Below are 22122 nucleotides of genomic sequence, written 5' to 3' on the forward strand. Positions count from 1 at the left end.
CCCCCCCCCCCCCCCCCCCCCCCCCCCCCCCCCCCCCCCCCCCCCCCCCCCCCCCCCCGCCTCAGCCGCTTACTCGTAGGCCTTGGGGTCGCCCGAATCGGTCGGGTTGGCGAGCGCGCGCTTGAAGGCGTCGCTCATGGGATACTTGAGGTTGATCTGCTTGGGCGGGATCGGCGAATTGAAGTACTTCTCGTACAGCGCCGCGACCTTGCCGTTCTTGATCATGTCCAGCACGGCGCCGTCCACCACCTTCTTGAAGGCCGGGTCGTCCTTGGGCTGCATGATGCCGTAGGGCGCCAGCTCATAGCCCTTGGTGCCGATCACGAAGGCGGAGGGATCCTTGGACGAGGCCACCGAGCCATAGGCCAGGCCGTCGTCGTTCATCGTGCCCGCGACGCGGCCGGATTCGACCATCAGGAAGGTCTCGCCGGTGTCCTTGGCCGGGACGATGGTGATGCCCAGGTTGCCCTGCGCGTTCAATTGGGAGGCCAGCTTGAACGTCTGGCCGCCGGCCTGCGCCGCGATCGACTTGCCCTTGAAGGTGGCCAGGTTGTTCGGGTCGACGCCGCCGTCCTTGCGCGCCACCACCACGACCTGGGCCAGGAAGGTGGTCGGGGCGAAGGAGACGAACTTGTGCCGGTCTTCCTTATTGGTGGTGTTGCCGCATTCCAGGTCGATGGTGCCGTTGGCCAGCAGCGGGATCCGGGTGGCCGAGGTGGTCGGGTTGTAGCGCACTTCCAGCTTGGGCAGCTTGAGCGCTTCCTTCACGTACTGGGCGACCTGCTGGCAGATTTCCACCGTGTAGCCGATCGGCTTCTGGTTGCCGTCCAGGTAGGCGAAGGGGACCGAGGTTTCCGGATGGCCCAGCGTGATCACGCCGGTTTCACGGATCTTGTCCAGCCGGCTGGGGCCTTCGGCGTGGGCGGTGGCGGCGGCAGCGGCCGACAGCGCGGCGATGGAGAGCGCGGCAAAAGCTTTCATCTTATTCCCTTGGCGCCGGAGCACCGGCGCTTGCATATGATTCCGATCAGCGGCACCGCACCCGCCGGCAACCGCCTCGTCCCGCGATGAGCCCCGCGGCTGGCGAAAAGTATCAACTAGCGTTATGGTTTTATCCAGTTCCAATCGGGTATTCCTCTATACGGATTTGATATGGCCATTCCACGAATGGGCTTGCGACACATCGAGGCATTCCGAGCCGTCATGATGACCGGCTCCATGACTGCCGCCGCGCGGCGGGTCCACACCTCGCAGCCGCACGTTAGCCGCTTAATCGCGCAATTGGAAGCGATCACCCAGTTTCCCTTGTTCGACCGCAACGGCAGCCGGCTGACGCCGACCCAGGACGGGTCGCGCTTCTTTCAAGAGGTGGAAAAAACCTTCATCGGACTGGCCGGCCTGGAGTCCGCCGCCGCCAGCATCCGCTCGTTCAGCGCCAGCCGCCTGAGCGTGGCGGCCATGCCGCGCCTGGCCGGCGGGCTGCTGGCCCGCATCGTGGCCGCCTTCAAGACCGAGTACCCGGATGTGATGGTGTCCATCCATTCGGGCAGCGCCAGCGCCGTGCACAACTGGATCAGCTCGGGCTTCTGCGACACCGGGCTGGCGATGCTGTCGGGCGAGGCGCCCGGCATCCAGGTCGAACCGGTCATGACCATGAATTGCGTGGCGGTGCTGCCCAAGGGGCACCGGCTGACCAAGCTGAAGAAGCTCAAGCCCGCCGACTTCGCCGGCGAGCCCTTCATTTCCTTTCCCAGCAGCACGCCGCTGCGCGAACGCATCGACGCGGTGTTCAAGGCCGCCAAGGTCGAGCGCCAGACGGTGGCCGAGGCCAGCCTGGGCTCATCGGTCTGCGCACTGGTGGGCGCGGGGCTGGGCGTGGCCCTGATCAACCCGCTGGCCGCCCACGAGGAATACGAGGCCAACGGCGTGGAGGTGCGCCCCTTCACCCCGGCGGTGGCGGTGACGGTGGCGCTGCTCTATCCGCCGTACCACACCCGCACCCGGCTGGTCAGCGTGTTCTCGCGGTATGCGCATCAGCTGATGCACGAGGAAATGGGGGATCTGAAGGCGCGGCCAGGGCGTTGAGCGGGCTGCTGCCGGCGCCGGCCCGCAACACGCGGCCGGCCCGGGATCGAATGCGCGGCCTCAGCCGGCCTCGGACAGCGCCGCCGGTCGCGGCGCCAGCGGATTATGTTCCAGGTATTCCTCTGCGCGGCCGTCCCGCTTGATCTCGTCCCATTGCTCGCGCGTCAGCTGCGGCATCTGGAAGTCGGCCTGCGGGCGGCAGTACCAGCCCGGATTGTGCAGCCGGGCCAGCAGGTCCATGCGCGAGCCGTCCAGGTACAGGCGTTCCGGGTCGGACACCACATCATCGCGGGCGTGCATGGCGGCCACCTCGGCGATCACCAGGCTGCGTCCGTCGATGCGCAGCAACTGGTGCAGCCGGCATTCGAACGACACCGGCGACTGCGCCACCCGGGGCACCGAGACGCGCTCGCCGGGCGCCAGCAGCAGCCCGGCTTCCTGCGCCTCGTCCACGCCGTGCGGGAAATCCACCGCCGTCACATTCATGCGCGAGGCCAGCGCGGACGACACCAGGTTGACCGTGAATTCGCCGCGTTCCGCGATATTGCGCGCCGTGTCCTTCGGCGCGCCGTCGCGCACGCCGATGCCCACGCAGATCAGCGGCGGATCGCCGGACATCAGGTTGAAGAAGGAGAAGGGCGCCACATTGGTCGTGCCGCGCGCATCGCGCGACACGATCCAGGCGATGGGGCGCGGCACGATGGCCGCGGTCAGCAGCTTGTAGCGCGCCGGCCCCGGCAGCGCTTCCAGATCAATGAACATGTCGATCAGCCCTTGCCCTCGGTCGGCGTGGCGCCGGTGGCGGCCTTGGCGTCGGCGAAGGCGCGGTCGCTGCGCTTGCAGCGGCAACGGCCGATCTGGTGCAGCTCGATCAGGTTGCCGACCGGATCGCGCAGGAACAGCTGCATCAGCTCGGGCGCGGCCACGTTGTCCAGCTTCCAGTAGTCCACGCCCAGGCGCCGCAGCTCCTGCTCGGACGCGGCGATGTCGCGCACCGCCAGCGCCACGTGGTTTTCCACCGGGTCGCGGCCCGGGCCCTGGGAATAAGGCGACGGACCATCGCTGCCCAGCAGATGGATCTGACAGTCATTGCCCATGTCCAGGAAATAGCCCGCGATGCCGGGGATCTGCCAGCGGCCCTGGTCCGTATCCAGGCCCAGCACATCGCCATAGAACGCGCCCATCGCCTCGACCTTGCCCAGGGGCATGCGCACCGCATGATGGTGCAGTTCCAGCACTTCCAGCGCCATATCTCTCTCCTTCCTCTTATAGAGCGGGCGCCCATGCGCCGACCAGGCGCAAATGTTGGGCTCGCATTTGCCTGCGGGGAATGCCGTTCCGGTAAATCGACGATTGCATGAATCGGAACGGTCGTATCCATGCCAGCGCGGTATGCTTGCGCGCATGAAACCGCTGGACCTCAACCTGCTCGTCACCCTGGACGTCCTGATCCAGGAAGGCAGCGTCGTCGGCGCCGCGCGCCGGCTCAACCTCAGCACGCCCGCCATGAGCCGCAGCCTGGCTCGCATTCGCGAAGCGGTGGGCGACCCGGTGCTGGTGCGCTCCGGACGCGGGCTGGCGCCCACGCCGCGCGCGCTGGCCCTGCGCGAACAAGTGCGCAACGTGGTTGAACAGGCACAGGCCGTGCTGGGCGCCTTCGGCCAGGACGTGAACCTGGCCACGCTGGAACGCATCTTCACACTGCGCGCCAACGATGTCTTCGTCGGCGGCTTCGGCGGCCGGCTGCGCGAGCACCTGCGCCGCTATGCCCCGCGCACCACGCTGCGCTTCGTCTCGGAAGGCGAGCACGATTCGGGCGCGCTGGACGACGACGCCGACCTGTACATCGGCTCCGTGCAGAAGTTCGGCGCCGACATCAAGGTGCAGACGCTGTTCACGACGAACTTCCACGGCCTGGCCCGCAGCGGGCACGCGATCTTCCACGGCGTCGTCACGCCGCGCCGCTTCGCCGCCTACGAACACATCGGCGTGTCGCGACGCGGCCGCAGCCACGGCCCGATCGACGAGGCGCTGGCCGAGCAGGGGCTGAGCCGCCACGTCGCGCTGATCACGCCCACGTTCTACGCGGCCATCTTCGCGCTGGCCGACTCCGACCTGATTCTGCCCGCCATGCCCGGCCACCTGCTGCCCGGCGTCAAGCGCCTGGGCCTGGACCTGCGCGCCTTCGACGTACCCATCGACATGCCCGCCGTCACGGTGGTGCAGGCCTGGCCGCCACGGCTGGACAGCGACCCGGCGCACCGCTGGCTGCGGCAGACCATCAAGCAGGTCTGCAGCGACGCCTCAGAAGCGGCGGACGCCGCGCTTTGAAGACGCGTCCGCGAGGCTGACGCCCCTCAGCCTCGGCCGCCTGCCAGGCGCGCTGGCGCCCGCCCCGTCCGCCGCGACGACCGGCCACGGCGCGCGGCCATCACCTTCCCCATTCAAATCGCGCCCGCGAACGCCGCCCGCCGCCACGCGCACGGCTCGAAAACGCCTTTCCGCCGCGCACAAATCCCTCTTCCAACTTCGCGCCGCTCCTGTATACTGCCTCGAAAATTGTTCAACAATCCTGGCCGGCCCGGCCGGGTACACAGGAGGCAGGCCATGTCGAATTACCCCGCCGCATATCAGGTGAGCAAAGGCTCCATCCTGAACGTGGACAAGGCGTTCTACCGTTCCCTGATCGCCGATCCGGCGCAGCGCCAGCTGGTCGAATCGCACGTGGTGCCGATCCGCAGCGGCTTCGCCTGGAAGGTGCCGGCCGGCCATGTGTTCCGCATCGTCACGCTGGAAGGCCCGCAGGTGGCGGACTTCAACATGTGGAACCTGCACAACCCGCGCGAACGCATGTGGGCCTCGCGCACACGCCAGCTGCAGCAGGCCCACGTCAGCACCCATGACCGGCTCTGGTCGACGCTGCCCTACCTGCGCCCCATGGCCACCATCACCGAGGACACGCTGGCCAGCTACGGCGTCGACAGTGACGGCGGCCGCGTGCACGACCTGCTGGGCACGCGCTGCGACCCCTACGTGAACAAGCTGCTGACGGGCGAGGACTTCCATTTCCATTGCCACTCGAACCTGACGCGCGCCGTGGCGCCGCATGGCCTGACCGAACTGGACGTGCACGACGTGCTCAACGTGTTCCAGGTCACCGGCCTGAACGACGACGACAAATACTTCATGAAGGCCTGCCCGGCCCAGCCCGGCGACTACCTGGAGATGTTCGCCGAGATCGATCTGCTGTGCGCGCTGTCCACCTGCCCCGGCGGCGACCTGTCGGTGCCGATGTGGGGCCCCGAGGCGCGCGATCCCATCGACGTGTGCCGGCCGCTGGGCGTTGAGGTCTACTCGCTGGATCCGGCGCTGCTGCAAGGCTGGACATCGCCCGGAGTTTCACCGTATAAGGGCGTCCACGGCCTGCATCCCGAAAAGGTCGAGTGGAAATAACGACAGCGGGCGCCGCGCACAGCGGCGCCCGGCCAGAGGAGCCAAGCAACATGCCTGCCGAACGCGGCCAGCGCCCCAGCGGCGACAGCGGGATCTCGATCGCGGAACGCATCAGCCACCAGCTGCGCGACGACATCATGGGCGGCAAGCTGCCGCCGGGCACGCAGCTGGTCGAAGTCGACCTGGCCGCCGCCTATGGCGCGTCACGCAACACCATCCGCGAAGTGCTGCACCAGCTGGGCCGCGAAGGCCTGGCCACCTTCGTGCGCCACAAGGGCGTGATCGTGCGCCGCATGGAGCGCAAGGACCTGCGCGAGATCTACGCCGCGCGCCGCGCGCTGGAAATGCAGGCCATCAGCGGCGACCTGCCGCTGCAGCCCGCGCTGCTGGACAAGATGCTGACCACCATCGACGCCGCCGATCGCGCGCTGGCCAAGCGCAACTGGCGCAACGTCGGCACCCTGAGCCTGCAGGTGCACCAGCACATCGTGGCGCAGCTGGGCAGCCGGCTGCTGAACGAATACTTCCTGACGCTCTGTGCGCAGCTGCGCTTGGTGTTCGCGTCCGAAATCGATGAAAGCCTGATCCAGACCGCCGACTGGATCGAGCGCGAGCGGCAGATCCACGGCCTGCTGGTGAAGAATCGCCGCGCCGAGGCCGCCGAGGCCATGGCCGCCTACCTGGACGATTCCGAACGCACCCTGACCGGGGTGCTGACGCGGCTGAAGAACCAGCACGCAAAGTAGGGCGGGACGGCGATGGGGCGCGTGACGGCCGCGCCAACGCGGCGGTCCTCGCCACGCGTTTGAACTCAGCGATCCAACGACATGACGGCGCCCCGAGGGGCGCCGTTGCCTGTCCTGCTCACGCTTCGGCGTAGCTGCCGTCGGCGCGGTGCGTCTCGGTGCCGCTCAGCGGCGGATTGAATACGCATACCAGCCGCAGATCGCCCTTGGTGGCGCGCAGCACGTGCTGGTCATTCAGATTCAGCGCGTACAGCGTGCCGGGACGGATCGGGTGGCGTTCGCCAGTGGCCACGTCCAGCACCTCGCCTTCGCCTTCCATGCAGTAATTGGCCTCGTAGTGGTGCTTGTAGTGCAGGTGCAGCTCGGCGCCTTCGAAGACGCGGGTTTCATGCACCGAGTAGCCGATGCCGTCGCGCTTGACGATCATGCGGCGGCTTTCCCAGCCGGGGCCTCGGGCGTGGCGTTCGGTGTCGGTGAGATCCTGGCTGTGTATGACGATCATGGCGGGTTCCGATAGGGGATGGCAGGGAAATATTCTGGTCGGACATGCGCGCACGGCGCGGGGCTTGCGTGCCGGGCCGGTGCCAGGCCGCCGTGCGCCCGCGTCGGGCGGAATCAAGGTCTGTTCAACACGCGCTCCATCGCCACGGCCAGCTCCAGCACGCGGCGGTCATCGCCGCCGCGCCCCGTCAGCATCAGACCGATGGACTGGCGCGCGCGCAGGTCGCCGGGCAGCGACACGCTGGGCAGGTCGAGACGATTGGCGAATTCGGTCAGGTTGAAGGCGCGCGCATTGGCCTGCAGATAGGCGTCGTCCGCTTCCAGGCTGGCGACGGCCGGCGCCAGCATGGGCACGGTGGGCGTCAGCACGCCCGCCGCCTCGCCCAGCGCCTGCTGGTAGCAACAGCGCAATTCGCGCAGTCGCGCCAGCGCGCTGGCGTAGACATGCGCCGGCACCTGCGCGCCCAGCAGCATGCGCGGCCCGACGCGCGGATCGTAGTCCTCGCCGCTGCGGGCCAGCCTTGCTCGATGCAGCATATAGGCCTCGGCGGCGATGATGCCGCCTTCGCGCGCGGCCTGGGCCGCTTGCGTCAGCCAGGGCAGAGGCTGGCGCCGCAGCGTGAAGCCGGCGGCGCGCAGGCGTTCCGTCCAGGCCTCGAAGGCCTGCCGCACGGGCGCGTCCAGGATGTCCAGCAGGTCTTCGGGCAGCACCAGCATCGGATAGCCTGCGCCCGCCAGCCGCGCGTCGTCGTCTGCACTGGCGCCTGCCAGCTCCGCCACGCCCGGCGCGTGCCGGGGCGACATCGGACGCGCCATGCCTTCAGGTTCAGGGTCATTCACCAAGACGCGATCCACGCGCAGGCAGGCGGCGGCGTCCGGCGCCAGGATGCCCGGCACGTCGAAGCTGGGCGACAGATAGGCCATGCCGGCATCGGGATAGCGTCCACGGCTGGGCTTGAAGCCCGCCACGCCGCAGAAGGCCGCCGGGATGCGGGCCGAGCCGCTGGTGTCCGACCCCAGCGCCAGCGTCGCCATGCCCAGCGCCACGGCCACCGCGCCGCCGCTGCTGGAGCCGCCCGCCACGCGCGGCGCGTCGGCCATCAGCGGCGTGAGCGGCGTGCCATGCCAGCGATTCAGGCCCAGCGCGCCATAGGCGAATTCCGTCATGTTGTTTTGCGCCAGCAGCGTCGCGCCGGCATGGCGCAGCGCCTGCACGATGGCCGCGTCGCGCGGGGCCGGCGGCGCGCCGGCCAGCACGCGCGAACCGGCATGCGTGACCCAGCCCGCCACGTCGAAGCAGGCTTTCACGCCCAGCGTCGCGCCTGCCAGGGGCGGCGGCGCGACGCCCGCGCACAGCAAGGCATCGCGCGCCCGGGCCTCGGCCAACGCCGCATGATCGCGGCGCGCCAGCAGCGCCAGCCGCGCCGCTTCGGGATGCGCGGCCGCGTTCGACAGGGCGCGCGCGACCGAGGCGGCGTGCAGATCGCTCGGCACGGCCCGCGTGCCCGCACAGGGCGCGTCAACCTGCGACATGGACATGGCTCAGGAAATCCTTGACGCGGGCGTCGTCGCTGGCCAGCACCTCGGCCGGCGGCGCGTCCAGCAGCACGCGGCCGCTTTCCATGAACAGCACGCGGTCCGAGACCTTGAAGGCGAAGCTCATTTCGTGCGTGACGATGAGCATGGTCATGCCCTCGCGCGCCAGCGTCTCGACCACCTTCAGCACTTCGGCCACCAGCTCGGGATCGAGCGCCGATGTGGGCTCGTCGAACAGCATGATCGATGGGCGCATCGCCAGCGCGCGGGCGATGGCCACGCGCTGCTGCTGTCCGCCCGAGAGCTGATGCGGATACTTGTGCGCGTGCTCCAGCATGCCGACCTTGTCCAGCAGCGCCAGCGCCTCGCAGCGCAGGTCCACGAACGCCCCGCGCCGGTGGTACTGCGGCGCCAGCATCACGTTCTGCAGCACGGTCTTGTGCGGGAACAGGTTGAAGCTCTGGAACACCATGCCGATATCCAGGATGCGCGCGCCCGGCGTCGAGCCGCGCGCCGAATCCAGGAAGGGCTGGCCATGCAACAGCACGCGCCCGCCGTCCAGCGACTCCAGGCCGTTCAGGGTGCGGATCAAGGACGTCTTGCCCGAGCCCGACGGACCGATGATGCTGATGACCTCGCCCGGCTTGACCACCAGGTCGATGCCCTTGAGCACCTCGTGGTCGCCGAAACGCTTTCGCGCGCCCTGGACCTGCAGGGCCTGTTCCGCGCCTTGCGCCGCCGGCGGCTGGGCGAAGTTGGCGCGCAGCGCGTCGCGCGTGCGCTGATCCAGCGTCAGCGGCCGGGGCGTGCGGCGCAGGATATTCAGGTGCGATTCGAGCCAGCCCAGCAGCTTGTCGAAGATGGTGACGATCAGCACGTAATAGAACGCCACCGCCAGCATGGTCTCGAACACCAGGAAGTTCTGCGTGTACAGCCGCTGGCCCACCAGCAGGATCTCGGCCAGCGAGATCACCGACACCAGCGAGGTCAGCTTGGCGATGGTGATGAACTCATTGCTCAGCGCCGGCAATGCGATGCGCAGCGCCTGCGGGATCACGATCATGCGCTGGATCCCCGCATAGCGGATGCCGAGCGCGCGGCCGGCCTCGAGCTGGCCGCGCGGCACGCCCAGGATGCCGCCGCGATGGATCTCGGCGATGAAGGCGGTCTCGCTCAGCACCAGCGCCGTGAGCCCGGCATAGAACGGATCGGACAGCACCGCGCCCGCCGCCGGGAACACCTGCGGCAGGTTGTAGATGAACACCAGCAGCACCAGCAGCGGCAGGCTGCGGAAGAACCAGATGTACAGTCCCGCCGCCTTGTTCAGCAACGGATTGCGCGACTGCTTGCCCAGCGCCAGCACGAAGCCCGCGGCCACGCCCACGCACCAGGTGGCGATGCTGAGTTTCACCACCACCCAGCAGGCGTTCCAGAAATCCCGGTCCCACAACAGGCCCAGCGTGTAATCCCAATCGAAATGCATGTCGGCGGCTTCCCTGGCGCTGCGCGCTTACTGCCGCGGGCCGGCCAGCGCGGCCTGCACGTCGGCGTCCGTCGGCGCTTCCAGCCCATAGCGCGACAGCAGGGCAGCGTATTCACCGCTGGCGCGCGCCTCGCCCAGCGCCTTCTTGAGCTGCGCCTGCAGTTCCTGCGCGTCCTTGTTGAGGCCCAGACCGATCACCACCGGATACAGCAGCGAAGTCGAGCTGACCTTCACCGCGTTCTGCGTCTGCGACAGCATGCTGTGCGCCACGGCGGCGTCTTCCATCATCACGTCGGCCGCCTGCGAGCGCAGCGCCATCAGCGCCTCCGGCGCCGTCGGGAATTCCAGCACCTTGATCTCGCCCTGGCCCTTGGGCTGGCAGGTCTCGCGCGAGACCTTCTGCAGCTTGGGCGTCCAGGACGCGCCCTTGATCGAGGCCACACGCTTGCCGCACAACGCCTCGGGCCCCGTGGGCGCGTAGGCGCTGTTGGCCAGCACCAGCAGCGAGGAACCGGTCTTCAGGTAGGGCACGTAGTCGATCAGCTTGGCGCGCTCCGGCGTCACGTACAGCGCCGAGGCCACGGTATCGAAGCGGCGCGCGCGCATGCCCAGGATCAGGTCGGGAAAGCGCGTGTCGACGAACACGGGCTGCAATGACAGCTTGCCGGCCAGCAGGCGCGAGAAATCGGCGTCGAAGCCGGCGGGCTTGCCCGCGTCCAGGTAGGCGTAGGGCGGATAGGTGAGGTCGGAGCCGATGGTCAGGCTGTCGACCTTGATGGTGGCGGCGGCGTGGGCCCAGGTGGATGCGGCGCAGAGCGCGGCGACGGTGACATAGCGCGCGGCGCGCTTGAACGGACGGAAGGTAACAGGCATGCGTTTCCCCTTGAGGACGTCTCTAGACCCCTGCAAAAGCGTGGTCATGTTGGTTTCGCCGGGTGCCGGTCCGACAAGGATTGTTGAACAATTTTCAGCGATTCTGCGACAGGAAGAGGATTGCGGGATATGAGTGTTTTCCCTAGCGGAAATGCGTTGCGGACACGCGTGCCCGGGCGATTCCGCGCGCGATTGCGTGGAAAACGGTACACCGGAAGCATGCAGGAGAATGCAGCGCGCGCGCGGCGTGGCCGCGCGGGTTTCATGGCGCGCGGACGGCGATGGAAGTATCAGTCTGATCCGAAGCGCCGCGCCAGCGCGCGCGGCCAGGCCTCGGACAATTGCCGTCCGCGCATGCCTGGCACGTCACAATGCAGGAAGCCGGCCGCGATGCGCGCGTCCGGCGCAATCGGCATGCGCTATGCGCGCCGCCACGCCCCCTGTGCGTCGCGCGGCAGCAGATGCTTGCGTATGCGCTCGCTGGGGGTCAGTTCGAAGCCCGGCGTTTGCCGGAAGTAGCGAGGCAACTGATAACTCGCCAGGCGAGGACGCGCCCAATCGACCAGTTCGGCCCACTCGACCGGCGCCCCGTCGATGAATTGCACATAGAGCAAGATTTCCTGCTCGCCCACATCGCCAGCCACGCCCACGGCGGCGCAGGCCTGTATGGCCGGATGATCGATGAACACGCGCTCGACCTCCCAGGCGGACACGTTCTCGCCGCGCACGCGCATGCTGTCGGTGGCGCGGCCGACGAAGAAGTAATCGCCATCGGCGTCCTGCCGCGCCGAATCGCCGGTATGCAGACGGCCGTCGCGCAGCGCGCGCCGGCTCGCCTCGGGATTGTCCAGATAGCCGGGCAGGAACGCGCCTTCGATCTCGCTGGACAGCACGATTTCACCGGCCTCGCCGGGCGCCACCGGCAGGCCATCCTGGCCCAGCAGCTCGAGGCGCAGCCAGGGCAGCGGACGGCCGATGGAACCGGGCTTGCCCGATGCGTTCAAGGTCGCGAAGCTGGCGCATTCCGTCATGCCGTAGCACTCGCGTATCTCGCAGCCCAGGCGCTGGCGGATCGCATCCCAGGAGCGGGCGGCCACGCCCGCGCCCCAGGCGGTCCTGATGTAGCTTTGCGGCGGTTGCGGCGCCTGCGCCAGGATGTCGAGTATGCCGCCCAGGTAATGCAAATGCGTCGTCCCAGCGTCGCGCCATTGCGCCCAGAAGCGCGATGCCGAGAAGCGCTCGACCACGTGCAGCTGCACCGGTTCCAGGAACGGCACCATCAGCATCTGCGCGCCGCCGATGTGGCACAAGGGCTCCCAGACGAACAGCCGGTCGCCGGCCTTGGCGTTGGCCACGCGCAGCGTCGCCTCGCTGGCGATGCGCATCATCCGATGCGTGAACAGCACGCCCTTGGGTGCGCCGGTGGTGCCCGAGGTGTAGATGATGCACAGCGTGTCCGCGTGGCGGATCCGCACGGGCGGCAAGGCGGCCGGCGCGACGTCGGCGCGCGCGGCAACGGCATCGATATCCGTGCCCGACGCCAGCGGCACGCCGTCCTGGCGCGCCTGTTCAATCGCCTCGGCGTATTCGTCCTCGGCCACCAGCAGGCGAGGACCCGCATGCCGCAGCAGGTATTGCAGGCCGACGGCGCGCAAGCGCGTGTTGACGGGAACCCAGACCAGGCCCGACAGGATCAGGGCATAGATCAGGGCGATATGGCCCGCCGAGTTCGACAGCATGACGGCGACGCGGTCGCCCTGGCGCAAACCCCGGCCCGCCAGCCACGCCCGCAGGCGGTCGATGCGCTCGCGCAGCTCGCCGCAGGTGACGGCCTGCCCTTCGAACACAAAGACCACGCGCCCGGGCGCCTGGCGCAGGCCTTGTTCGAGCAGGGGCGCCACATCGATGGCGTCGCCTTCCAGGCGGGGCGGGAAATGCGTGTGCAGCGGATTCATGAATGGTCGTTGCGGGATTTCAGGTATGAGGAAACGGCGATCACCAGGGCCACGACCACCACCAGCGCGGTGGAAACGGCGGCCAGCGTCGGCGTGACGGCGAGCTGGATGTCGTCCCACATCTGCTTGGGCAGCGTGGTGTTCAGGCCGCCGCTGACGAAGATCGCCACGGTCAGGTCGTCGAACGACACGACAAAGGCAAACAGGAACGCCGAGATCAAACTGGGCGCCAGCATCGGCAGCATCACGGTGCGCAGCCTGGCCCAGGGCGAGGCGCCAAGAATCTGCGCGGCGTCGACCAGCCGCCAATCGAAGCGCTTGAATCCGGCTGCCAGCGTCACCACGACGTAGGGCAGGGCCAGGACGGTATGGCCGATCACCAGGCCCGCGTCGGTGCCCGTCAGCCCCAGCCGCGCGAACAGATACAGCAGCCCGATCGCCACCACGATGCGCGGCACGATCAGCGGCGCGATGAACAGGGCGAACAGGGGCTTGGCCCAGCGCGACGACAGGCGCGTCAGGGCATAGGTCGCGCCGAAGCCCAGCGCCAGGGCCAGCGCCGCCGTGCTGAATCCGACGGCGAAGGACCGCAGGAACGCGGCGCGCCAGACCGGCGAGGCCAGGAACGTCTCGAACCATTGCAGGCTGAAGCCTTGCGGCGGCAGGGAGACGAAGCTGCCTCGGGTGAAGGCGATGGGGATGACGATGATCACCGGCAGGACCAGCACCGCGACCACGCCCAGCGTGTACAGCCTCAGCGGCCGCGCCGCGCGCATCCGCGAGGCCGTCCGCGCCAGCGGATCGGCCAGCCGGCCCAGCGCGATCAGCAGGCCCATCATGCGTCCGGACGCGCCCCGGCGGCGCGGCGCCTCGCCGGCCAGCGAACTCAGGCCCGCCAGCCGGTCGTACACGTAGAACACCACGATCGAGCACAGCAGCAACAGGGCCGACAGAGCGCCCGCCAGCCGCAGGTCGAACAGCTCCAGCACGGATGCGATGACCAGCTGCGCCACCATCGTCTCGCGCGGCGATCCCAGCAGCGCGGGCACGATGAAAAAGCCCAGTGTCGTGATGAATACCAACAGCCCGGCCGCCGCGATGCCGGGCGCCGACAGCGGCAGGAAGACCGTGAAGAAGCGCGTGGCCGGCCCCGCGCCCAACGTTTCGGCGGCCTGTCCCAGCGACTGCTGAATGCCCTGCATGATCGGCAGCATCGTCATCACCGCCAGGGGCAGCAAGGCATGCACCATGCCGATCAGCACGCCCGCCAGCGACGGCACGATGCTGGCATCGCCGCCCAGCAGACCGAGCGCGCGCGCCAGCGCCGTCAAGGCCCCGCTCTGCGAGAGCAGCAGCATCCAGGCGTAGGTCTTGACCAGATAGCTGGTCCAGAACGGCAGCATGATCCACAGCAGCCAGCGGTCGCGCGCCCGACCGCCAAGCTGGGCCAGCAGATAGGCCACGGGATAGCCGGCGACGACGCAGATCAGCGCCGTCAGCCCCGAAATCCAGAACGTGGACCACAGAACCTTGGCGTAAACCGGCGACGCGGCGATACGGTTCAGCTGCGCCGCCGTCAGCGCGCCATCGGCGGACACGAAGCCGCCGCGCAGGATCTCCGCCACGGGCACGAGAAAGAACATCGCCAGGAACAGCACGGCGGGCAGGGCCGGCAGCCAGGCGCGCGCCCGCGCGTATCCCGCTGACGGCAGCAGGCGGCTGGGCGCGGGGCGGTCTGTCTTCATGGCGGACCTCATTGCTGCAGCAGCGTCGCGCGCGCCATGTCCCAGTGCACGCCCACCGCCTCGCCCACGCGCGGCGCCACGCTGCGGCCGCAACGCACGCTGACGCGCCTGTCCGCGTCCACCGCGACGATGGCGCGGACCTCGGCGCCCAGGAACACCACTTCCGCGACGCTGCCATCGAGCAGGCCCTGGCCTTGCGGCCGCAGCTCGGCCGCCTCGGGCCGCACCAGCAGCCAGGCCTTGCCGTCCCGCATAACGCCCGGCGGCTGCGCCGCGCCTTCCAGCGCGAGCGAGCGGCCGGCGGCATGGAACCGGCGCGCGCCGCCTTCCGCGGTTTCGACATGGCCGTCGAGCAGGTTGGAATGGCCGATGAAGCCGGCGGCGAAGCAGGTCGCGGGCCGGTCGTAGAGATCGGATGGCGTGCCGATCTGTTCAATGCGGGCCTGGTTCATCAGGCAGATGCGGTCGGACATGGCCAGGGCTTCGTCCTGGTCGTGCGTGACGTAGATGAAGGTGGCCTGCAATTCCGCATGCAGGTGGCGGATTTCAAGCTGCATGTGCTCGCGCAGCTTCTTGTCCAGCGCGCCCAGCGGCTCGTCCAGCAGGATCACCGACGGGCGATAGACGAAGCAGCGCGCCAACGCGATGCGCTGCTGCTGCCCGCCGGACAGCTCGCGCGGGTAGCGGTGCGCGTACTCGTCCATCTTGACCATCGCCAGCGCCGCGGCCACGGCGCGCTTGAGCTCGTCGGCCGGCGCCCGCCGCATGCGCAGGCCATAGGCCACGTTTTCCCAGACGGTCATGTGCGGGAACAGCGCATAGTTCTGGAACACCATGCCGATGCCGCGCTTGCCTGGCGGCATCTGCGTGGCGTCGACGCCGTCGAGCAACAGCGTGCCGCTGCTGGGCAGCGTCAGGCCGGAGATCATCTGCAGCAACGTGGTCTTGCCCGACCCCGACGGGCCGAGCAGCGTCAGGAATTCGCCGGCGCGAACCTGCAGATCGGTGGGGGCAAGCGCCACGCTCTCGCCGTAGCGCTTGCCCAGGCCGATGGTTTCCAGTTTGTAGCGCATGGAACCCTCAGCCCACGATCCAGGCGTTGAAGCGCTCGGTGACGGCCTGGCGATTCGCGGCCCACCACGCCGGATCCGGCAGGCCCATCGCCTGCAGGTTCTGCGGCGCGCTGGGCAGGATGGCCGCGCGCTTGGGATCGATCAGCTCGAAGGCCTTGGTATTGGTCGGCCCGTAGGCCAGCGTGTCCGTGAACGCGGCCTGGCGCGCGCCATCGGCGCAGAAGCGCACGAACTGGCGCGCCATGTCCGCGCGCGGCGTCCCCTTCGGAATGCCCCAGCCCTCGATGGAGTAGATGCCCTGGTTCCAGACGATCTTCACCGGCGCGCCATTGTCGATGGCGGCCTGCGACCGGCCGTTCCAGGTGGCGATCATGTCGACGTCGCCGTTCTGGATGGCCTGCATCGCCTGCGCGCCGGACGTCCACCAGAGATTGATGTGCTTCTTGATGCGGTCCAGGCTGCGGAAGGCCCGCTCCACGTCCAGCGGATACAGCTGCGCCATCGGCACGCCGTCCGCCAGCAGCGCCTGTTCCAGCGTTTCGATCGGGCTGCGGCGCAGCGAGCGGCGCCCGGGAAACTTGGCGACATCCCAGAAATCCGCCCACGAGGCCGGACCTTGCGCGGCGAACTTGTCGGAACGGTAGGCCAGCGCCGCCGCGTAGATGTCCACGCCCATCCAATTGGCGGTAACGGCCTGCGGAATCAGGCCCGGCACGTCGGCGGCCGTGAAGCCGATCGGCTCCAGCAGGCCCTTGGACTCCAGGTACGGAATATCGGCCGACAGGGTCAGCGTGGTGACGTCCCAGATGTAATTGCGGGTCTCGACCAGGGCCGTCAGCTGCGCCACGGGCTGCGCTTCGCGCGCCACGTTGACCACCTTGATGCCGGTGGCCTGCTCGAACGGGTCGTAGAACGCCTTGCGATAGGCCGCGGTGTAGGGGCCGCCCGGATCCGCGACCACGATCTGGCGGGCCTGTGCGTAGGCGGGCAATCCTATGCAGGCGCCTAGGCCTGCTGCGCCCGCGGTCTTGAGGAAACGGCGGCGGCTGGGTTGGGCGGGTTGCTTCACGATGCGCTCTCCTGAACGGGTGGGCGGCAGATCACGGGCGGGTTCGGCCTGGGGCCAAAAACCACTTTAATTATCGAAATTCGATAGCTAAATGGCTAAATAAAATATACGCCCGCGAACTTTCATCGCACAAGGGGGATCTAGGGAAAGCACTGACCCTCATCCGTGAAGACGCCTGCAAGCCAGACTGGCGTTCAATCTTCAACGATTGCCTCTCAACCGAGCGCGAACCACCCGATGGGGCGCCAGCGCTTGCAAATCAAGACACAAGAATTTCCTTGCCATCACTTTTCCCATCTCATATATTGAATTTTGCTTATTTACTATTTCATAGAGATATAACCATGGCATCCACAACGAAATTCATCGAAGTCGAGCGCCACGACGGTGGCGTGGGCCTGATCCGGCTGAACCGCCCGCATAAGCTGAACGCCTGGCACGGCGCCATGCGCGACGAGATCATCGCCACCCTGCAAGCGTTCGACGCCGACGCCGGCATCCGGGCGATGATCATGACCGGCGCGGGCGAGCGCGCCTTCTCGGCCGGCCAGGACCTGGAGGAAGCGCATGGCTTCGACGTGGCCTCCAGCGCGACCTGGATCCGCTCCTGGGAACACTTCTATTCGGTGCTGCGCGGCCTGACCAAGCCGCTGGTGATGGCCCTGAACGGCACGGCGGCCGGCTCGGCGTTCCAGGTCGCGCTGCTGGGCGACGTGCGGGTCGGCCATCCCGGCGTGCGCATGGGCCAGCCGGAAATCAATGCCGGCATCGCCAGCGTGACGGGGCCATGGATCATGAACCTGATGCTGGGCATGTCCCGCACCATCGAACTGACGCTGACCGGCCGGCTCATGGACGCGGAGGAAGCCTGCCGCCTGGGCCTGATCCACCACCTGGTGGACGCCGCCCAGGTGCTGCCGCGCGCGCTGGAGGTCGCCCGCGAACTCGCCGCCAAGCCGCCGGTGGCGCTGCGCCTGAACAAGCAGCGCTTCCGCGAGATGTCCCAGGCTTCGTTCGAGGACACCATGGAAGCGGCGATCCGGCTGCACAAGGAGTCCTATGCCAGCGGCGAACCGGCACGCATGATGGAAGCCTTCTTCCAGGCCCGGGGCCACGCCGCGCCGGGTCGCGACGCGACAAACTGAGCGCCGGCGGCGCGCGCCACATGCGCGAAAGCCCGTGGAATCGCCGTATTACACTCACGGCTTATCGCCATGCAGTAGCAACAGCCATACAAACGCCATGAACCCTATCACCCCGACGAAGAAAGCGCGCGGCAGGCCGGCAGCCGATCCGGACGGCAAGGCAGGGCGGGGCAAGGCGGGCAAGGAACACGCCGCCAACGAGGAATCCACGCTCTTCGTGAACTCGGTGGAAAAGGCCATGCGCGTGCTGGGCGTGTTCAACGCCAAGCGGCGCGAACTGTCGATGACGCAGATCGCCAGCCTCGCGGACCTGGACATGAGCGCCGCCCAGCGCTTCACGCACACGCTCGGCCAGCTGGGCCTGCTGCGCCGCGATCCCGCCACCAAGCTGTACGAGCTGTCGCCGCGCATGCTGGATTTCGCCTACCAGTTCATCGGCGCCAACGAACTCGTGGGGCTGGCCACGCCGTTCCTGCAGCAGCTGGCGGCCGAGACCGAGGAAACCGTCAACCTGACCCTGCTGGACGACACCGAGATCGTGTTCGTGCAGCGCTTCGTCAGCCGCCACGTGCTGACGCCCGAGGTCATCGTCGGCACGCGGCTGCCGGCCTACTGCACCTCGTCCGGCCTGGCCATCCTGAGCGCCTTGCCCGAGGACGAAGCCCGCGCGGTGCTGTCGCGGTCCAACCGGATTACGTACACCCAGTACACCCAGACCGATCCGGACCAGATCATGGAACGGCTGGCGCGCTTTCGCCAGCAGGGCTACGCGCACACCGAGGACGAGATGTACCTGGGCGACATCGCCACCGCCGTCGCCGTGCTGGGCGCCGATGGCCGCCCGCGCGGCGCCATCAACGTCGCGGTGTCGCGCGCGCGCTGGCACGCCCCCGAGGACGAACGGCGCATTTCCGCGCTGCTGATGGCGGCGGGACGCGCGATCTCCAGCCGGGGATGATTCCGTGACGCGCCCGCGCGCGCGGGCCGGCCCGCGCTAGCGCGCCAGCCCCCATTCCCGGTAGCGGCGCGCCAGCGCCCGCGCCGACAGACACAGCACTTTCGGCAATTCACAGCGCGCGTATAGCTGCGCATAGCGCTTGCGGTTGGGCGGCGTGGCCACCACGATGTGACGGATCATCGACCACTTCACGCTGTCGCGGCCGCCATCGAGCGCGCCGCGCCGATCCCGTTCGAACCAGGTCCGGCGCGCGTAGCGCCACAGGCTCAAGGGCGTGGACAGGTCCAGCAGGATCAGACCCGTCGCACGCGCCAGGCGTTGCGGCAAACAAGAGGAATAGTTGCCATCCATCACCCAGCGCTCGCCGGCGATGGCGGCGTCGTGCAGCGTCAGGAATTCCCCGGCGGGACGCGGCTGCCAGTCGGTATGCGGCAGATGGTAGAGACGGTCGAGATGGATGGGCTCCAGGCCCTGTTTCGCCGCGATGGCATCGGCCAGCGTGGATTTGCCGCTGTTGGACGGGCCGAGGATGCAGATGCGCGGGCCTAGCGTGTCGAGGTTCATGGACAACGGGATGGGGAAAGAGCGGCAGGCGGTCGCCGCCGGCCCGGCGGCGCCATGATGCGCCGCGCGCGCCGTCGCGGTGCCGCGCATGCACCAAGGTGGTTCAGGCGACGCGCCATGATAGCCCCGCCCATGCGACGTAACGCCGCCTGGCCGCCTGGCACGGGTCTTGCTTGACTGGGATGCAGGCTTGTCCACAAGCGCCTGCCCATTTCCGACCAGGAGCCCGCATGTCCCGCAACACCGATCGCCTCGCGCCCCACACCTTCAACGCCACCCGCCGCCGGCTGCTGCGCGGCGCCGCGCTGGGCGCCGCCACGCTGGCCGCGCCGGCACTGGCGCGGGCGCAACCGGGCCCGGTCATCCGCATCGGCTACTGGCCGGTCGCGGCGGGCCTGCCGTTCTATGCCGCGATCGAGAAGGGCTACTTCAAGGAAGCCGGCCTGAACGTCGAAGCGCTCAAGTTCGCGGGCGCGCAGCAAGTCATGGAAGCCATGCTGGCGGGCCGCGCCGACGGCAGCGCCAACGGCACTGGCTCGGCTAACCTGGCCATCGGCGAGATCGCCTCGCCCGGCCTGTTCAAGATCTTCGCGTCCAACCCCAGCAACGCCAAGAACGTACTGGACGAGTTCATCGTCGCGAAAGACAGTCCCATCCAATCCATCGCGGACCTCAAGGGGAAAAAGGTCGGTTCCGGACCCGGCATCCAGAATGCCACGCTGGCCAAGGCCGTGCTGGAGCGCGCCGGCGCAACCGGGGCGACCGTGGTCGAACTGGCGATCAGCCAGCACGTGGCCGCGGTCGCCGCGGGCCAGCTGGATGCCTGCTACACGCTGGAGCCCACCGGCACCGTGGGCCGCCTGAACGGCACCACCCGCGTGCTCGAGGCGGGCGTCATCGCCAAGTACGTGCTGGGCGATCCGATGGCGCCCTGGTTCGGCGGCTCGGCCTCGCTGACCACCGCGTTCCTGAAGAAGCATCCCGAGGAAAGCCGGAAATTCATCGCCGCTTATGCGCGCGGCATCGAACTGATCCGCAACCAGCCGAACGAAGCGCGCCCGTACATGAAGGGCTATACCGCCATCGAGGGCCCCATGACCGAGGCCGTGCCGCTGGCCGCCTACACGCTCTACAACGAGTTCAGCCCCAGCGATATCCAATACTTCCAGAAATTCTTCGACCTGTTCGCCGACAAGGGCATCTTCGCCCAGAAGGTCAACGTGGCCTCGATGCTGTACAAGGGCTGAGCCATGGACGCGATCACTTCGAGCCGCGCGGGCGCGGCGCAGGCCGCCGGCGCCCGCCACGCGGCCATCGCGACGCAGGCTTCCCGCGCCCCGCGAACCTGGACCGCCGCGCGCCTGCTGCCGCTGATCGGTCCGCTGGCGCTGTACATCGTGTGGGACCTGGTGGTGCGGCTGCAGCTGGTCAGCCCGGTGCTGCTGCCCACGCCCGGCGCCACATTGGTGGCGCTGGCCAAGGGCATGGCCGGCGGGCCCTTGCTGGGCGACTTCCTCGCCTCGGTCAACCGGACGCTGCAGGCATTCGTCATCGCCGGCGTGATCGGCGTGCCGCTGGGCGTTCTGCTGGGCAGCAACGAGAAAGCCTACCGCAGCGTCGAGTTCCTGGTGGACTTCTTCCGTTCGACGCCGTCGTCGGCACTGATCCCGCTGTTCCTGATGATCTTCGGCGTGACCGACATGAACAAGATCGCCATCGCCGCCTTCGCCGCGGTGCTAGTCATCCTGTTCAACAGCGCCTACGGCGTCATCAACGCGCGCAAACAGCGCGTGATGGCGGCGCGCGTCATGGGCGCCTCGCGCTGGCAGATCTTCAAGGACGTGCTGATCTGGGAAAGCCTGCAGCCGACCTTCGTGGGCCTGCGCAGCGGCGTGTCGATGGCGCTGGTCATCGTGATCGTGGCCGAGATGTTCATCGGCTCGGACAGCGGGCTGGGCAATCGCATCATCAACGCGCAGCAGGTGCTGAACGTGCGCGACATGTACGCCTCGATCCTGGCCGCCGGCGCGCTCGGCTATGTCCTGAACATTCTCTTCCTGCTCATGGAAAAGCGCGTCGTCCACTGGAGTGGCCGGTAATCATGTCCACCGTCATCAACCCCGCCATCGCGCCATCGCCCGCCCCCGCGCCCTTCGTGCCGGGGCCGGCCGGCACCCACATCACCATCCGCGGCCTGACCAAGTATTTCGCCGGCTGGCCGCTGTACGAGGACTTCAACCTCGACATTCCCAAGGGCAAGATCGTCTCGGTCTTCGGCCCCAACGGCTGCGGCAAGTCCACGCTGATCAACATGATCGCCGGCCTGATTCCCATCGATGCCGGCGAGATCCTGTTCGACGGCAAATCGCTGGCGCAAACCAAGATCGGCTATGTGTTCCAGAACTACCGCGAGGCCATGTTCCCGTGGCTGCGCACGATCGACAACATCGCCTATCCGCTGCGGCTCGAGGGACGCGGCAAGGCCGAGGTCGACGCGCGGGTCGAGGAGCTGGTGGCTTCGTTCGACGTCAAGTTCGATCTCAAGCGCTACCCCTACGAGCTGTCCGGCGGACAGCAGCAGACCGCCTCGATCATGCGCGCGCTGGCGCCGGGACCCGAGGTGCTGTTCCTGGACGAGCCGTTCTCGGCGCTGGATTTCGAGATGACGCTGTTCATCCGCGAAAAGCTGCAAGAAGTCTTCATGCAGACCGGCACCACCATGCTGCTGGTCTCGCACGATCTGGAAGAAGCCGTTTACCTGGCCGATCAGGTGCTGCTGCTGACCAAGCGCCCCACGCGCGTGGCCGAGATCCTGGACTACGGCGATGCCCGTCCGCGCACCGTCGAGACCCTGACCGAACCCAGCTTCATCGACATGAAGAAACTGAGCCTGGAGATATTCCAGCGCGAAGTGCGCCGCTAGCGATACACGCCCC

The 22122-nt window shown here is 68.2% G+C and carries 21 protein-coding genes; 9 read left to right on the forward strand and 12 right to left on the reverse strand.

Features of this window, described 5'->3' with window-relative positions:
• Positions 1–69: 69 nt before the first annotated feature.
• Positions 70–981: an amino acid ABC transporter substrate-binding protein gene (locus tag ACEU5R_RS26430; protein ID WP_392412702.1), complete on the reverse strand. Its 912-nt coding sequence runs from the start codon at positions 979–981 to the stop codon at positions 70–72.
• Positions 982–1152: 171 nt separating this feature from the next.
• On the opposite strand from ACEU5R_RS26430, the gene ACEU5R_RS26435 reads away from it, so the two are divergent.
• Positions 1153–2085, forward strand: a complete 933-nt coding sequence (locus ACEU5R_RS26435; protein ID WP_103271844.1) for a LysR substrate-binding domain-containing protein — start codon at positions 1153–1155, stop codon at positions 2083–2085.
• Positions 2086–2145: 60 nt separating this feature from the next.
• Here ACEU5R_RS26435 and ACEU5R_RS26440 read toward each other — a convergent pair whose 3' ends face one another.
• Both ACEU5R_RS26440 and ACEU5R_RS26445 read right to left on the reverse strand, forming a co-directional pair.
• Entirely contained in the window at positions 2146–2847 is a 702-nt protein-coding gene (locus ACEU5R_RS26440; protein ID WP_392412704.1) for a flavin reductase family protein, read from the reverse strand.
• A gap of 5 nt (positions 2848–2852) precedes the next feature.
• Entirely contained in the window at positions 2853–3335 is a 483-nt protein-coding gene (locus ACEU5R_RS26445) for a VOC family protein (RefSeq protein ID WP_103271842.1), read from the reverse strand.
• Between the two features lie 154 nt (positions 3336–3489).
• Here ACEU5R_RS26445 and ACEU5R_RS26450 point away from each other — a divergent pair, with 154 nt between their 5' ends.
• The 3 genes from ACEU5R_RS26450 (at position 3490) to ACEU5R_RS26460 (ending at position 6284) form a co-directional block, all read left to right on the forward strand.
• Complete coding sequence (locus tag ACEU5R_RS26450) at positions 3490–4416, forward strand: LysR family transcriptional regulator (protein WP_392412706.1); 927 nt, start codon at positions 3490–3492, stop codon at positions 4414–4416.
• A 276-nt stretch (positions 4417–4692) separates the two neighbouring features.
• A complete protein-coding gene (locus ACEU5R_RS26455) occupies positions 4693–5538 on the forward strand; it encodes an urea carboxylase-associated family protein (protein WP_392412708.1) in 846 nt (281 codons plus the stop codon).
• 50 nt (positions 5539–5588) lie between these two features.
• The gene (locus ACEU5R_RS26460) at positions 5589–6284 is read left to right on the forward strand and encodes a GntR family transcriptional regulator (RefSeq protein ID WP_392412710.1); all 696 of its coding nucleotides are present in this window, start codon (positions 5589–5591) and stop codon (positions 6282–6284) included.
• A gap of 118 nt (positions 6285–6402) precedes the next feature.
• Here ACEU5R_RS26460 and ACEU5R_RS26465 read toward each other — a convergent pair whose 3' ends face one another.
• The 8 genes from ACEU5R_RS26465 to ACEU5R_RS26500 form a co-directional block, all read right to left on the reverse strand.
• Positions 6403–6786: an ectoine synthase gene (locus tag ACEU5R_RS26465; RefSeq protein ID WP_212314563.1), complete on the reverse strand. Its 384-nt coding sequence runs from the start codon at positions 6784–6786 to the stop codon at positions 6403–6405.
• A gap of 113 nt (positions 6787–6899) precedes the next feature.
• A complete protein-coding gene (locus ACEU5R_RS26470; protein ID WP_392412711.1) occupies positions 6900–8324 on the reverse strand; it encodes an amidase family protein in 1425 nt (474 codons plus the stop codon).
• Entirely contained in the window at positions 8305–9804 is a 1500-nt protein-coding gene (locus ACEU5R_RS26475; protein ID WP_212314564.1) for an amino acid ABC transporter permease/ATP-binding protein, read from the reverse strand. Before ACEU5R_RS26475 ends, ACEU5R_RS26470 begins: the two co-directional genes overlap by 20 nt.
• 27 nt (positions 9805–9831) lie before the next feature.
• Complete coding sequence (locus tag ACEU5R_RS26480) at positions 9832–10677, reverse strand: transporter substrate-binding domain-containing protein (protein ID WP_392412713.1); 846 nt, start codon at positions 10675–10677, stop codon at positions 9832–9834.
• A gap of 419 nt (positions 10678–11096) precedes the next feature.
• The gene (locus ACEU5R_RS26485) at positions 11097–12632 is read right to left on the reverse strand and encodes an AMP-binding protein (protein WP_392412715.1); all 1536 of its coding nucleotides are present in this window, start codon (positions 12630–12632) and stop codon (positions 11097–11099) included.
• The gene (locus ACEU5R_RS26490; protein ID WP_392412716.1) at positions 12629–14377 is read right to left on the reverse strand and encodes an ABC transporter permease subunit; all 1749 of its coding nucleotides are present in this window, start codon (positions 14375–14377) and stop codon (positions 12629–12631) included. Before ACEU5R_RS26490 ends, ACEU5R_RS26485 begins: the two co-directional genes overlap by 4 nt.
• Before the next feature lie 8 nt (positions 14378–14385).
• The gene (locus ACEU5R_RS26495) at positions 14386–15450 is read right to left on the reverse strand and encodes an ABC transporter ATP-binding protein (protein ID WP_392412718.1); all 1065 of its coding nucleotides are present in this window, start codon (positions 15448–15450) and stop codon (positions 14386–14388) included.
• Positions 15451–15457: 7 nt separating this feature from the next.
• Positions 15458–16519, reverse strand: a complete 1062-nt coding sequence (locus ACEU5R_RS26500; RefSeq protein ID WP_392412719.1) for an ABC transporter substrate-binding protein — start codon at positions 16517–16519, stop codon at positions 15458–15460.
• Between the two features lie 344 nt (positions 16520–16863).
• On the opposite strand from ACEU5R_RS26500, the gene ACEU5R_RS26505 reads away from it, so the two are divergent.
• Entirely contained in the window at positions 16864–17664 is an 801-nt protein-coding gene (locus ACEU5R_RS26505) for an enoyl-CoA hydratase/isomerase family protein (RefSeq protein ID WP_392412720.1), read from the forward strand.
• Positions 17665–17761: 97 nt separating this feature from the next.
• Positions 17762–18622, forward strand: a complete 861-nt coding sequence (locus ACEU5R_RS26510; RefSeq protein WP_103271831.1) for an IclR family transcriptional regulator — start codon at positions 17762–17764, stop codon at positions 18620–18622.
• A 36-nt stretch (positions 18623–18658) separates the two neighbouring features.
• Here the strand turns inward: ACEU5R_RS26510 and ACEU5R_RS26515 are convergent, their stop codons facing one another.
• A complete protein-coding gene (locus tag ACEU5R_RS26515) occupies positions 18659–19186 on the reverse strand; it encodes an AAA family ATPase (protein ID WP_392412722.1) in 528 nt (175 codons plus the stop codon).
• Positions 19187–19416: 230 nt separating this feature from the next.
• Here ACEU5R_RS26515 and ACEU5R_RS26520 point away from each other — a divergent pair, with 230 nt between their 5' ends.
• Genes ACEU5R_RS26520 through ACEU5R_RS26530 form a run of 3 tightly spaced genes read left to right on the forward strand, consistent with a single transcriptional unit; the run spans position 19417 to position 22109 of the window.
• The gene (locus tag ACEU5R_RS26520; RefSeq protein ID WP_392412724.1) at positions 19417–20433 is read left to right on the forward strand and encodes an ABC transporter substrate-binding protein; all 1017 of its coding nucleotides are present in this window, start codon (positions 19417–19419) and stop codon (positions 20431–20433) included.
• Between the two features lie 3 nt (positions 20434–20436).
• On the forward strand, positions 20437–21285 hold the full coding sequence (locus tag ACEU5R_RS26525) for an ABC transporter permease (protein ID WP_392412725.1): 849 nt from the start codon (positions 20437–20439) through the stop codon (positions 21283–21285).
• Positions 21286–21287: 2 nt separating this feature from the next.
• Positions 21288–22109, forward strand: a complete 822-nt coding sequence (locus tag ACEU5R_RS26530; RefSeq protein WP_103271829.1) for an ABC transporter ATP-binding protein — start codon at positions 21288–21290, stop codon at positions 22107–22109.
• Positions 22110–22122 lie beyond the last annotated feature (13 nt).

It is taken from the genome of Achromobacter sp. 413638, from assembly GCF_043119405.1.
GTDB lineage: Bacteria > Pseudomonadota > Gammaproteobacteria > Burkholderiales > Burkholderiaceae_B > Achromobacter.

Coding starts and splice junctions, on each gene's coding strand:
- ACEU5R_RS26430 (WP_392412702.1), bottom strand. CDS start 981: ATGAAAGCTTTTGCCGCGCTCTCCATCGCCGCGCTGTCGGCCGCTGCC.
- ACEU5R_RS26525 (WP_392412725.1), top strand. CDS start 20,437: ATGGACGCGATCACTTCGAGCCGCGCGGGCGCGGCGCAGGCCGCCGGC.
- ACEU5R_RS26455 (WP_392412708.1), top strand. CDS start 4,693: ATGTCGAATTACCCCGCCGCATATCAGGTGAGCAAAGGCTCCATCCTG.
- ACEU5R_RS26490 (WP_392412716.1), bottom strand. CDS start 14,377: ATGAAGACAGACCGCCCCGCGCCCAGCCGCCTGCTGCCGTCAGCGGGA.
- ACEU5R_RS26505 (WP_392412720.1), top strand. CDS start 16,864: ATGGCATCCACAACGAAATTCATCGAAGTCGAGCGCCACGACGGTGGC.
- ACEU5R_RS26460 (WP_392412710.1), top strand. CDS start 5,589: ATGCCTGCCGAACGCGGCCAGCGCCCCAGCGGCGACAGCGGGATCTCG.
- ACEU5R_RS26530 (WP_103271829.1), top strand. CDS start 21,288: ATGTCCACCGTCATCAACCCCGCCATCGCGCCATCGCCCGCCCCCGCG.
- ACEU5R_RS26495 (WP_392412718.1), bottom strand. CDS start 15,450: ATGCGCTACAAACTGGAAACCATCGGCCTGGGCAAGCGCTACGGCGAG.
- ACEU5R_RS26465 (WP_212314563.1), bottom strand. CDS start 6,786: ATGATCGTCATACACAGCCAGGATCTCACCGACACCGAACGCCACGCC.
- ACEU5R_RS26475 (WP_212314564.1), bottom strand. CDS start 9,804: ATGCATTTCGATTGGGATTACACGCTGGGCCTGTTGTGGGACCGGGAT.
- ACEU5R_RS26450 (WP_392412706.1), top strand. CDS start 3,490: ATGAAACCGCTGGACCTCAACCTGCTCGTCACCCTGGACGTCCTGATC.
- ACEU5R_RS26520 (WP_392412724.1), top strand. CDS start 19,417: ATGTCCCGCAACACCGATCGCCTCGCGCCCCACACCTTCAACGCCACC.
- ACEU5R_RS26480 (WP_392412713.1), bottom strand. CDS start 10,677: ATGCCTGTTACCTTCCGTCCGTTCAAGCGCGCCGCGCGCTATGTCACC.
- ACEU5R_RS26470 (WP_392412711.1), bottom strand. CDS start 8,324: ATGTCCATGTCGCAGGTTGACGCGCCCTGTGCGGGCACGCGGGCCGTG.
- ACEU5R_RS26485 (WP_392412715.1), bottom strand. CDS start 12,632: ATGAATCCGCTGCACACGCATTTCCCGCCCCGCCTGGAAGGCGACGCC.
- ACEU5R_RS26435 (WP_103271844.1), top strand. CDS start 1,153: ATGGCCATTCCACGAATGGGCTTGCGACACATCGAGGCATTCCGAGCC.
- ACEU5R_RS26440 (WP_392412704.1), bottom strand. CDS start 2,847: ATGTTCATTGATCTGGAAGCGCTGCCGGGGCCGGCGCGCTACAAGCTG.
- ACEU5R_RS26510 (WP_103271831.1), top strand. CDS start 17,762: ATGAACCCTATCACCCCGACGAAGAAAGCGCGCGGCAGGCCGGCAGCC.
- ACEU5R_RS26515 (WP_392412722.1), bottom strand. CDS start 19,186: ATGAACCTCGACACGCTAGGCCCGCGCATCTGCATCCTCGGCCCGTCC.
- ACEU5R_RS26445 (WP_103271842.1), bottom strand. CDS start 3,335: ATGGCGCTGGAAGTGCTGGAACTGCACCATCATGCGGTGCGCATGCCC.